Below are 11,136 nucleotides of genomic sequence, written 5' to 3' on the forward strand. Positions count from 1 at the left end.
AAAACACCGGGTGCGCCGCTCTGTGTCGTCAGCGATCGACGACGCTCACCAGCCGCGCTCTGCCAGGCGGTGAGGTTCCGGGATCTCGTCGACGTTGATTCCCACCATGGCCTCACCGAGACCCCGGGACACCTTCGCCAGGACATCGGGGTCGTCGTGGAAAGTGGTGGCCTTGACGATCGCGGCCGCACGCTGCGCCGGATTTCCGGACTTGAAGATGCCGGAACCGACGAAGACACCTTCGGCTCCGAGTTGCATCATCATGGCCGCATCGGCGGGGGTCGCGATGCCACCGGCGGTGAACAAGGTGACCGGCAGCTTACCGGCCTTCGCAACCTCCACGACGAGGTCGTAGGGTGCCTGAAGTTCTTTTGCGGCAACGAAGAGTTCGTCTTCGGGAAGCGAACCCAGTCGCCGGATGTCCTGCCGGATCCGCCGCATGTGGGTGGTCGCGTTGGACACGTCACCGGTTCCGGCCTCGCCCTTCGACCGGATCATGGCAGCGCCCTCGTTGATCCGCCGCAGCGCCTCACCGAGGTTGGTGGCGCCGCACACGAACGGCACGGTGAACGCGAACTTGTCGATGTGGTGCTCGTAGTCGGCCGGGGTGAGCACCTCGGACTCGTCGATGTAGTCGACGCCGAGGGACTGCAGGATCTGCGCCTCCACGAAATGACCGATCCGCGCCTTCGCCATCACCGGGATGGAGACGGCCTCGATGATGCCGTCGATCATGTCCGGGTCGCTCATGCGGGAGACACCCCCCTGCGCGCGGATGTCGGCCGGCACCCGCTCGAGAGCCATGACCGCGACGGCGCCCGCGTCCTCGGCGATCTTGGCCTGATCGGGTGTGACCACGTCCATGATCACCCCGCCCTTGAGCATCTCGGCCATGCCGCGCTTGACGCGAGCGGTGCCGGTAACGGACGTGGATTGTGGGGTGCTCACAGCAGGACTCCTGGAAGAGGTCGACACGGAAACGCCGCAGCACGGATCGGCCTGCGCGATACGGCGAGTCTATGGACGCGCACCGGCACCGCCCATAGCCAGTCACGGTGGGCTGGCCTTACCGTGTCTGCCTGCCGCGTCAGCGAATTGCGCGGACCTCGGGTTCGCGATGCCGGGCCGCGACCGCACGTGCCTCGTCGAGCAACTGCGGCAGATCCTGCGGATAGACGGACTCCCCCGCCCCGACCAGCTCCCGGACCCCGGCCGGATCGAACCAGCGGTGCTCGAGGCTCATCCGGCGTTCGAGGTCGGTGAATCCGTCCGCTCCGGGTTCGAACGCGGGTACCTGCACGGCGAAGAACAGTTCCTCGGAATGCAGTACCTCACCGTTGAACGGGAAGACCGCCACGCGCCGCCACATGGGCCCGAACACCTGATCCGGATCGACGTGGAGTCCCGTTTCCTCGGCGATCTCCCGGATCGCCGCATCCAGCAGGCTCTCCCCCGGTTCGACGGCGCCACCCACCGTGAACCAGAAATGCGCCTCGGGGGTCGTGGGGTCGTGCCCGCGCAGGAGCAGCACCCGCCCTTCGTCGTCGAGCAACACCACGCGCGCCGACGTGCGCGCGCGGTCGGGTACAGGCGCAGGCGAACTCGGGGCGGGTGAGCTGGCAGCGGGTGAGCTCGGTGCCGGACGGACTGCCACAGCCTGAGCGGACACCGGGACGGATGTCCCCGCCCGCTCGGCGATTTCGAAGTAGGTCGGCAGGGGGGCGGTGCCGCCGAGATGCAGCCACTGCACGGTTCGCCGGGTCCGCAGCGCCAGCGTGTCGCGCACCGCGTCGTTGTGGAAACGGCGAGCGATGAGCACGCGCGCTTCGGCGTCGGCGAGTTCGGCGACCAGCGGCGAACGCAGCCGATCGGTGTCGACCTTGGCGAGTGCCGCGGACAACTCGTTCTCCGCGGCTTCGCGGTGGCCTCGGTCGGCGCGTTCGGCGACGTCCGCGAGATGTGCCAGGCTCCGGCCCTCCGACGCGGAGATGGACGCCGCGATGCTTCTCGCGACCACGGCGCGTCGTGCGAGTGCGGCGTCGAGCGCGAGCCACGACAGATCCGAGCGCACATGGAGCCGGTCGAGCCGGTTCGCGACGGAGTACGCCCAGAACCCCACGGCCACAACGACTGCCGCGACGAGCGCGAGAACGAGGATTGTCAGTGCACTGAGTGTCACGAGCGCACCTCGCGAACGCGCCCGGCGCCGACGGTGACCGTCTCGTACACCCGGAGGATCTGCTCGGCGACGACCGGCCAGTCGTAGCAGCCGACGATCTCCGTGCCCGCCTCCACGAGCGCATCACGGCGCGTGTCGTCGTCGAGCACGTCGAGGATCCCCTGGGCGAGCGCCTGCGAGTCGCCCACGGGAACGAGGACACCGGCACGGCCGTCACGCAGAACACGACGGAACGCATCGAGTTCGGACGCCACCACGGCGGTGCCCGCAGCGAGCGCCTCCACGAGGACGATGCCGAAACTCTCACCACCGAGGTTCGGAGCGCAGTACACGTCCGCCCCACGCATCGCGGCGGCCTTCATATCGTCGTCGACCTGCCCGAGCAGTCGCAGGTGGCGGGCGTGTGGTCCCGCATCCTTGCGGAGTTTGTCCTCGTCACCGCGACCGACGACCAGGATTTCGATGTCGGGATAGCGCGCGACGATCGTGGGCAACGCTCCGAGCAGGACTTCCATGCCCTTGCGGGGTTCGTCGTACCTTCCGAGGAACAGCACCGTGCGACCCGCTCGGGGGTAACCCGGCAGCGGCGGGGTGTGCTGGAAGAACGGGACGTCGACGCCGTTGGGAATCTCCACCGCGTCCGCACCGAGGGAGTTGACCTGCCACCGGCGAGCGAGTTCGGACACGGCGATGCGGCCGGTGATCTTCTCCAGGTACGGCTGCAGGACACCTTGGAACGTGCTCAGCACCAGCGACTTGGTGGTGGAGGTGTGGAACGTGGCGACGATGGGACCTTCCGCGATCTTGAGCGCCAGCATCGACAGGCTCGGTGCGTTGGGCTCGTGGATGTGCAGGACGTCGAAGTCGTTGTCGTTGATCCACCGCCGCACCCGCGCGTAGGAGACGGGCCCGAAGCTGAGCCGTGCCACCGACCCGTTGTACGGAATTCCCACTGCGCGGCCGGCGGAGGTCACGAAGTCCGGCAGCACGGTGTCCTCCGAGGCCGGCGCGAGGACGCTCACGTCGTGGCCGCGCGCGATGAGCACCTCGGCAAGGTCCGCGACGTGCGCCTGGACTCCGCCGGGCACGTCGAACGAATACGGGCAGACCATTCCGATCTTCACTTACGCCTCCATTCGGGCGCGGCGAGCCTCGGACAAGTCGTCGAGCCACAACGGCTGCAGCATGTGCCAGTCTGCCGGGTGAGCGGCGATGTCGGCGGCGAACCGGTCGGCGAGAGCCTGCGTCGCCGTCTCGACACCTCCGGTCACGTCGATCTCGGGATGCACGCGAAATCCCCACCCGTCCTCGGTGAACCAGCAATGGACCGGAAGCAGCGCCGCCCCCGTCTCGAGGGCAAGCTTCGCAGGTCCGGCGGGCATACGTGTGGGCTCGCCGAAGAAGGTGACCGGGACGCCCTTTCGGGCGAGGTCACGCTCGCCGAGCAGGCAGACCACCTTGTTCTCCCGCAACCTTTCGGCGAGTTCGACGAACGGCGGGATCTCCCCACCGGTGAGAGGAAAGATTTCGAATCCCAGCCCTTCGCGGTATTCGACGAATCGCTTGTACAGCGCTTCCGGACGCAACCGCTCGGCGACCGTCGCCAAGCCTCCCGTGTGCCGCACACACCACACCCCGGCGAGATCCCAGTTACCGCTGTGCGGCAGAGCCAGGATCGCACCGCGTCCCGCCGCGAGTGCCGCGTCGAGATGTTCGCGCCCTTCGATGGCGTCGTCGATCGACACCGCCGTCTCGTCCAGATCCATGGACGGCAACCGGAACGCTTCACGCCAGTAGCGGGCATAGGACCGCAACGATGCCCGAACGAGTTCGTCGGGAACCTGGTCCGGCGCCGTGCCCAGCACCCGGGCCAGATTGCGACGCAACTGCTGCGGACCCCCGCCCCGGCGCGCGGCGTAGTCCGCACCGGTGTCGAACAGACGACGGGCGAGTCCTTCGGGAAGCGCACGCACCACGCGCCATCCCGCCGCGTACCCGAGGTCCGCGGCGCGATCGGCGGGCCTCACCGGTCGCCCTCGTTCTCGTCGTTCGTGTCCGCGGGGGTACCCGTGGCGATCGGGAGCAACTCCCGCGCGCTGGGCGAGTTCCGCACGGCGAGAACCCGCTGGAACACCGTGATCACCGAACCGGCGGCAAGCAGCCACATGGCGATGTGGATTGCCCAGTCGAGACCGAGACCGGTGAAGCCGGCGCCGACGAGGACGATGACCAGGCGGTCGGGACGCTCGATCAGGCCGCCGTCCGCCGAGAGCCCGCTGGCCTCGGCCCTGGCCTTGGCGTAGGAGATGACCTGCGAGCACACCAGGCAGATCAGGGTCGCGACGAGGAGCGGGCGACTGTCCTCGTGGTACACCGCCCACCACGCCAGACCGGCGAAGATCGCACCGTCGGCAACCCGGTCACAGGTCGCGTCGAGGACCGCGCCGAACCGGGTGCCGCCGCCGCGCGCTCGCGCCATCGCCCCGTCGAGCATGTCGAACATGACGAATATCCAGATCGCCAGTGCTCCCCAGAACAACTCGCCGATGGGGAACAGCGTCACGGCGGCAACGATCGTCGCGACGGTGCCGATGACGGTCACGGCGTCCGGCGTCAGTCCGGTTCGGATCAACGCCTTGCCGAGCGGCGCGGTGGCCTTCGACACCGACGCGCGCCCGAAGAAGCTCAGCATTGTTCGACCCCCGTTTTCCGATTCGACCGTTGTGCCCGGGACACGATCCTGCCACGGCCGGGAAGCGCACGGTCGACGCTACCGCCGACGGGTGCAGGAACCTGCACTTGTCGTGAGTTTCTCACTCGTCCCAGGCCGACGCCAGAAGTGCCCGGGTGTCGCGCAGCAGTTGCACCATCACCTTGGAGCCTCCGAGGACCGTGATGAAGTTGGCATCTCCGCCCCAGCGGGGCACCACGTGCAGGTGCAGGTGCTCGGACAGTGAGCCTCCCGCGGCCGCGCCGAGGTTGAGACCGACGTTGAAGCCGTGCGGCCGCGACACCTTCTTGATCACCTGGAGGGCGCGCTGGGCGAACGCCATGAGTTCGGCGCTCTCCTCGGCGGTGAGGTCCTCGAGATTCGCAACCCGCCGGTACGGCACGACCATGAGGTGGCCGGGGTTGTACGGATAGAGGTTGAGCACCGCATACACGAATTCACCGCGGGCGACGACGAGGCCCTCTTCGTCCGGCATCTTGGGGATGTCGGTGAACGGCTCGTACGGTTCGCTGCGCGCACCGGGCGACTCGGTGATGTACGACATGCGGTGCGGAGACCACAGTCGCTGCAGGTGGTCGCGGTCGCCTACGCCCCGGTCGACGAGCCCGTCGGCCGTGTCGGCCGGTTCCGGGGTTCGGCGGGGGTCACCTGCCGGTGCAGCGGCAGGGTCGGTGTACGCACCCGACTCGTCGACGGGGCCGCCGGTCACGGCTGCCCGCCCGCCCCGGCCGGCTGTACCAGTTCGGCGGTGGGCGATGCGTTCTCGCGGCGGCGCACCCAGTCGACGACGATCCGCACGGCCTCGTCGACAGGCACCCCGTTGATCTGCGTGCCGTCACGGAACCGGAAGCTCACCGCGCCGGCCGCGACGTCGCGCTCACCGGCGAGCAGCATGAACGGCACCTTCTGAGTGGTGTGGGTGCGGATCTTCTTCTGCATCCGGTCGTCCGAGATGTCGACCTCGGCGCGGATGCCCTCGGCCTTCAGGGCGGCGACGACGTCGAAGAGGTGGTCTTCGAAGTCGGCGGCGACGGGGATACCGACGACCTGTACCGGGGAGAGCCACGCCGGGAACGCCCCCGCGTAGTGCTCGGTGAGCACACCGAAGAACCGCTCGATCGAGCCGAACAGCGCGCGGTGGATCATCACCGGACGGTGCTTGGCGCCGTCCGATCCGGTGTACTCCAGCTCGAACCGCTCCGGCAGGTTGAAGTCGAGCTGAATCGTGGACATCTGCCAGTTGCGACCGAGCGCATCGGTGACCTGCACCGAGATCTTCGGGCCGTAGAACGCGGCGCCGCCGGGATCGGGGACGAGGTGCAGACCCGAGGCCTCGGCGACCTCGCGCAGCGTATCGGTGGCGGTCTCCCACAGTTCGTCGCTGCCGACGAACTTCTTCGGGTTCTTGGTCGACAACTCGAGGTAGTAGTCGTCGAGTCCGTAGTCCCGGAGCAGTTCCAGGATGAAGTTCAGCACCGAGGTGAGCTCGTCGCGCATCTGCTCGGGCGTGCAGAAGATGTGCGCGTCGTCCTGCGTCATTCCGCGCACGCGGGTCAGGCCGTGGATGACGCCCGACTTCTCGTACCGGTACACGGAGCCGAACTCGAACATCCGCAGCGGCAGCTCACGGTACGACCGGCCGCGGGAACGGAAGATCAGGTCGTGCATCGGGCAGTTCATCGGCTTGAGGTAGTAGTCCTGGCCGGGCTTGCGGACCGTGCCGTCGTCGTTGAGTTCCTCGTCGATGTGCATGGCCGGGAACATGCCGTCGCGGTACCAGTCGAGGTGGCCGGAGATCTCGTAGAGATGGCCCTTGGTGATGTGCGGCGTGTTGACGAAGTCGTACCCGGCGGCGACGTGCCGCTCGCGGGAATAGTTCTCCATCTCCTGCCGGATGATGCCGCCCTTGGGGTGGAACACGGGCAGACCCGAGCCGAGTTCGTCCGGGAACGAGAACAGGTCGAGTTCGGCGCCGAGCTTGCGGTGGTCGCGACGTTCGGCCTCGGCGAGCAGTTCGAGGTGGCGGTCGAGCGCTTCCGTGGACTCCCACGCAGTGCCGTAGATGCGCTGCAGATCGGCGTTGTCCTGGTCACCGCGCCAGTACGCGGCAGAGCTGCGCGTGAGCTTGAATGCCGGAATGTATTTGGTGGTCGGCAGGTGCGGACCGCGGCAGAGGTCCTTCCAGACGAGTTCACCGGTACGCGGGTTGAGATTGTCGTAGATGGTCAGCTCGTTACCGCCGACCTCCATGATCTCCGGATCGTCGATACCGGACTTGTCGTCGATGAGCTCGAGCTTGAACGGCTCGTCCGCGAGTTCCGCACGCGCGTCGGCGATATCCGCGACGACCCGGCGCGAGAAGCGCTGCGCGTCCTTGACGATCTTCTTCATGCGCTTCTCGAGCTTGGCGAGATCTTCGGGCGTGAAGGGCCGGTCGACCTTGAAGTCGTAGTAGAAGCCGTCCTTGATCGGCGGGCCGATGCCGAGCTTCGCCTCGGGGAACTCCTGCTGCACCGCCTGTGCAAGCACGTGAGCTGCGGAGTGCCGGATGACGCTGCGTCCGTCCTCGGTGTCGGCACCGACGGCCTCGACCTCGACATCCTGATCCGGCACCCACGCGAGGTCTCGTAGCGCACCGTCGGCGTCCCGGACGACGACGATCGTGTCCGGTCCTTTGAGCGGCAGTCCCGCCTCACGTACGGCCGCGCCCGCACTGGTTCCAGCCGGCACCCGGACGAGCGTGGCTGATTTCGCGGATGCGGGCGTGGTCACTGTGGTGAACTCCTCGGCTCGATGCCTGATAAAAGGGCGTCGCCTGCGCGTAGACGTGCGCGATGGCAACCCCTACATGCTATCGACATTCACTCTGCCGACGAACACAGGGCGTCACCGGCCGCGGACGCCCGAGCGGCGAACGTCAGATCCCGTGCAGGCCGACGAGTACGCGTTCGAGCAGATCGACACCCGGGCCCACCTGATCGACCGTGCGATGCACCGTGAGTTCTCCTGTGGCGGCGAGATCGCCCACCAGAACTCGGGCGACCCCCAAGGGAATGCCCGCCAGCGCCGCGACCTCCATGATCGAGCGTGGCTGCACGCACAGGGCCAGCACGGTCCGGTGTTCCTCGAGCGCGAATCCCCGTTCGATTCCCTGCGCGGAGGGCACCGCGGACACGAGTGCTTCGAGCGGTAGCTCTACCTCCGCACGGGTGCGCCCCCCGATTCGCACGAACGGCCGCACGAACGACGACGTCTCTGGCTGGTCCATGTCCTCGTTTCCCACATCGATCTCGGATCCCCTGTCGGTGCCGGACATCGCTGCCCGCCTTTCAGGGGTACCGCCCACCACCCGGGTTTGCCCGGAAACACTGCCTTGATCCACTTCGCCCGACGGCCGGCCGCGCTGCGCAAGCTCTGCACCCGCGCTGTTTCGGCGCTGCCGGGATCTTGCCGAACCGAACCTGGCGCCGGTTGCCCCGACAACCGGCCACTCGCTGTCCGCAACACTCATCTAGGGCGCACCCCCTCCTGGGACGAGGTCAATCCTGCCATCAATCGCTCGCGCGGACACCGATGGCCACGAAAGTGGGACGCTGCCGACCCGGGCACCCTCCAGCACCATCGGTCGCACAGTGCCCAACTGTTACATGACACAACCGAAAAATTGGCACCCTCCGGTGGGTGCCGTTCATCACTATTCCCGGGAGACAGCCCTGAGGGCGATCCCCATGCGCGCCGGCGTCTGCAACGCCGCGTCACTGCGTCCTCCCGGACCTGCGGGAAACCCATCAACCCCCCGTGTCGCCTGGTTACGGTGTCGGGAGGGCCAGGCCCGATTCCGGCGTGCGCCCGTTCGCGCCCTGCCGTCACCGACCCCGCACGCGGCGTCCTGCACGACTCACACACCGGCAGCGTCCGGCAAGGAGGACAGACCATGCGAGCGTTCGTATTCGACAGGTACAAGCAACCCCTCCACGAAGCGGACGTCCCCGAACCCGCCGTGGGCACTCGGGACGTCCTGGTCAGCGTGAGTGCGGCGGGCGTGAACCAGCTGGACGACAAGATCCGCGACGGCGAGTTCAAGCCGATCCTGCACTACAAGCCCCCGCTCACGCTCGGCCACGATGTGGCCGGGACGGTGGTCAGCGTGGGCGCACACGTGCGGGGGTTCGAAGCCGGGGACAAGGTTTACTCACGCCCGCGCGACTACCGCATCGGCACGTTCGCCGAGCGCATCGCGATCGATCAGGCTGATCTCGCCGTCGCTCCCGCATCGATCGGTCCCGTGGAGGCGGCGTCGCTGCCCTTGGTGGCATTGACGGCGTGGCAAGCGCTCGTGGAGAAGGGACGAGTGACGGGCGGGCAGAAAGTCCTCGTCCACGCCGGTGCCGGCGGCGTCGGGAGTATCGCGATCCAGCTCGCCAAGCACCTCGGGGCGCAGGTGGCGACCACGGTATCCGGTCGGAATGCGGACTTCGTTCGCGAACTCGGTGCGGACGTGGTCATCGACTACCACACCCAGGACTTCGGCAAAGAGCTCTCCGGGTACGACTTCGTCCTGGACTCCCTCGGCGGCGAACACCTGATCGAGTCCCTCCGGGTGCTCAGGCCCGGCGGGAAGGCCGTGGGAATCTACGGAGTCCCCGATCCGGCCTTCGCGAAAGAGATCGGCGCGAACCCCATCGTGCGCCTGGTCATCGCCGCTCGCAGCCGCACGACCCGCTCCCTTGCCAGGAAGCTCGGCGTGACCTACGAGTTCTTGTTCATGCACGCGTCCGGGGAGCAACTGCGTCTCATTGCCGATCTCGTCGACGCCGGTTCCATCCGCCCCGTCGTCGGCGCCACCTTCGCGTTCGACCAGACGCCCGAAGCCCTCGCGTCTCTCGGCAAGAGCAGCATTCGAGGGAAGTCGGTCATCACGGTGCCCTGACCTGGCGAGCCGACGATGCGAAGGAACTCGTCCGCACCGGCTGGCGAGGGGGAATCAGAAGATCCTGCACGCGGATATACCGGCCTATGAGGATGCGGCGAGGAGTAATGAGGATCGTCGCTGGCACGGGGTGCCCATGCGACATTGGGTGGTCCCGGCTGGGATCGAACCAGCGACCTTCCCGGTGTGAACGGGACGCTCTTCCACTGAGCCACGGGACCGGGCCGCATCGCTGCGGCTCGAACGGAAAGGAACATTAACACTCTCTCGCTCCGAACACGAATCCGCAGGTCACCGCGGTTCGACCACACTCGGGACGCTACTCCGCACGCACAAACACCGCACTGCAAAGACCGAACACCGCGCTGCAAGAAGAGGGGCTTCGCGTCCGATGTCGTGAATGGACGCGAAGGGGCTCGCGGGGCCCTGGACCGCGCTGCCGGTAGAGGACGCGCGATGCCGCGCAGGGGACGTGTAGGGGAAAGGCCTGTAAGGGTCGGATCGCGGCAGGCCGGAGCGGGCCCGGCAGCGACGGCCCCGCCACACTCCCTTCCCCTCCTCCCGTCGGCTGTTTCCCACCGGGTTCCTCACAGAGCCTGCACCCCACCACGCAACCGGCCCGGACGATGGTCGTCGACCACCACGACCGATTCGGCATGCCGGCACAGACACCACAGGGAACCCTGCAGCCCCTCGAACCGCATTTCGCGCCACGACCTGCTGATTTGTGTGTTTCGACGGTGGTCGGCTAGTGTTCTGAACCGCACCACGGAGAGCAAAACGCCGAACGGTGCGAATGCGGATGTAGCGCAGCTGGTAGCGCATCACCTTGCCAAGGTGAGGGTCGCGGGTTCGAATCCCGTCATCCGCTCGAGAGGTTGGACTCGACCTTTTAATGGTGGAGTGGCCGAGTGGTGAGGCAACGGCCTGCAAAGCCGTGCACACGGGTTCGATTCCCGTCTCCACCTCGCGCGATTAGCTCAGCGGGAGAGCGCTTCCCTGACACGGAAGAGGTCACTGGTTCAATCCCAGTATCGCGCACCAGGTTCGACCAGCACGTGGGTCGAATCGATGTAGAGTCAACGTGCATGCGGATGTAGCGCAGCTGGTAGCGCATCACCTTGCCAAGGTGAGGGTCGCGGGTTCGAATCCCGTCATCCGCTCCAAATCTGGACCCCACAATCCCGCGCGATTAGCTCAGCGGGAGAGCGCTTCCCTGACACGGAAGAGGTCACTGGTTCAATCCCAGTATCGCGCACCAGGAACGACGAAGGCCCCCTTCCTCAGGAAGGGGGC

General features: G+C 67.2%; 9 protein-coding genes and 6 tRNA genes. 6 read left to right on the forward strand and 9 right to left on the reverse strand.

Annotation, left to right across the window (positions count from 1 at the left end; translation table 11 throughout):
• Nucleotides 1-45 precede the first annotated feature (45 nt).
• From pdxS to ACFWBU_RS06675, 8 genes are all read right to left on the reverse strand, one after another.
• Nucleotides 46-948: a pyridoxal 5'-phosphate synthase lyase subunit PdxS gene (gene pdxS, locus ACFWBU_RS06640; protein WP_296549503.1), complete on the reverse strand. Its 903-nt coding sequence runs from the start codon at nucleotides 946-948 to the stop codon at nucleotides 46-48.
• A gap of 139 nt (nucleotides 949-1,087) precedes the next feature.
• Entirely contained in the window at nucleotides 1,088-2,179 is a 1,092-nt protein-coding gene (locus tag ACFWBU_RS06645; protein WP_378527835.1) for an NUDIX domain-containing protein, read from the reverse strand.
• Complete coding sequence (locus tag ACFWBU_RS06650) at nucleotides 2,176-3,303, reverse strand: glycosyltransferase family 4 protein (protein WP_378527836.1); 1,128 nt, start codon at nucleotides 3,301-3,303, stop codon at nucleotides 2,176-2,178. Before ACFWBU_RS06650 ends, ACFWBU_RS06645 begins: the two co-directional genes overlap by 4 nt.
• Complete coding sequence (locus tag ACFWBU_RS06655) at nucleotides 3,304-4,206, reverse strand: phosphatidylinositol mannoside acyltransferase (RefSeq protein ID WP_378527837.1); 903 nt, start codon at nucleotides 4,204-4,206, stop codon at nucleotides 3,304-3,306. It abuts the gene before it with no gap.
• Entirely contained in the window at nucleotides 4,203-4,871 is a 669-nt protein-coding gene (gene pgsA / locus ACFWBU_RS06660) for a phosphatidylinositol phosphate synthase (protein WP_378527838.1), read from the reverse strand. The genes ACFWBU_RS06655 and pgsA overlap by 4 nt, the downstream gene beginning before the upstream one ends.
• A 121-nt stretch (nucleotides 4,872-4,992) precedes the next feature.
• Complete coding sequence (locus tag ACFWBU_RS06665) at nucleotides 4,993-5,481, reverse strand: HIT domain-containing protein (protein ID WP_169621965.1); 489 nt, start codon at nucleotides 5,479-5,481, stop codon at nucleotides 4,993-4,995.
• A gap of 134 nt (nucleotides 5,482-5,615) precedes the next feature.
• On the reverse strand, nucleotides 5,616-7,682 hold the full coding sequence (gene thrS, locus ACFWBU_RS06670; protein WP_296549507.1) for a threonine--tRNA ligase: 2,067 nt from the start codon (nucleotides 7,680-7,682) through the stop codon (nucleotides 5,616-5,618).
• Between the two features lie 145 nt (nucleotides 7,683-7,827).
• Nucleotides 7,828-8,226: a DUF742 domain-containing protein gene (locus ACFWBU_RS06675; RefSeq protein WP_240952431.1), complete on the reverse strand. Its 399-nt coding sequence runs from the start codon at nucleotides 8,224-8,226 to the stop codon at nucleotides 7,828-7,830.
• Between the two features lie 618 nt (nucleotides 8,227-8,844).
• On the opposite strand from ACFWBU_RS06675, the gene ACFWBU_RS06680 reads away from it, so the two are divergent.
• Complete coding sequence (locus ACFWBU_RS06680) at nucleotides 8,845-9,840, forward strand: NADP-dependent oxidoreductase (RefSeq protein ID WP_378527839.1); 996 nt, start codon at nucleotides 8,845-8,847, stop codon at nucleotides 9,838-9,840.
• Nucleotides 9,841-9,989: 149 nt separating this feature from the next.
• Here the strand turns inward: ACFWBU_RS06680 and ACFWBU_RS06685 are convergent.
• Nucleotides 9,990-10,061 (reverse strand) — tRNA-Val (locus ACFWBU_RS06685).
• A 577-nt stretch (nucleotides 10,062-10,638) separates the two neighbouring features.
• Between ACFWBU_RS06685 and ACFWBU_RS06690 the strand changes: the two genes are divergently transcribed.
• The 5 genes from ACFWBU_RS06690 to ACFWBU_RS06710 all read left to right on the forward strand — a co-directional run bounded on the left by ACFWBU_RS06690 (nucleotide 10,639) and on the right by ACFWBU_RS06710 (nucleotide 11,101).
• Nucleotides 10,639-10,711 (forward strand) — tRNA-Gly (locus tag ACFWBU_RS06690).
• A 26-nt stretch (nucleotides 10,712-10,737) separates the two neighbouring features.
• Nucleotides 10,738-10,808, forward strand: a tRNA-Cys gene (locus tag ACFWBU_RS06695).
• Between the two features lies 1 nt (nucleotide 10,809).
• Nucleotides 10,810-10,884 (forward strand) — tRNA-Val (locus ACFWBU_RS06700).
• A gap of 46 nt (nucleotides 10,885-10,930) precedes the next feature.
• A tRNA-Gly gene (locus ACFWBU_RS06705) sits at nucleotides 10,931-11,006 on the forward strand.
• A gap of 20 nt (nucleotides 11,007-11,026) precedes the next feature.
• Nucleotides 11,027-11,101, forward strand: a tRNA-Val gene (locus tag ACFWBU_RS06710).
• Nucleotides 11,102-11,136: the final 35 nt, after the last annotated feature.

Origin of the sequence: Rhodococcus sp. NPDC060084 (genome assembly GCF_042730335.1) — a bacterium.
Lineage (GTDB): Bacteria > Actinomycetota > Actinomycetes > Mycobacteriales > Mycobacteriaceae > Rhodococcus.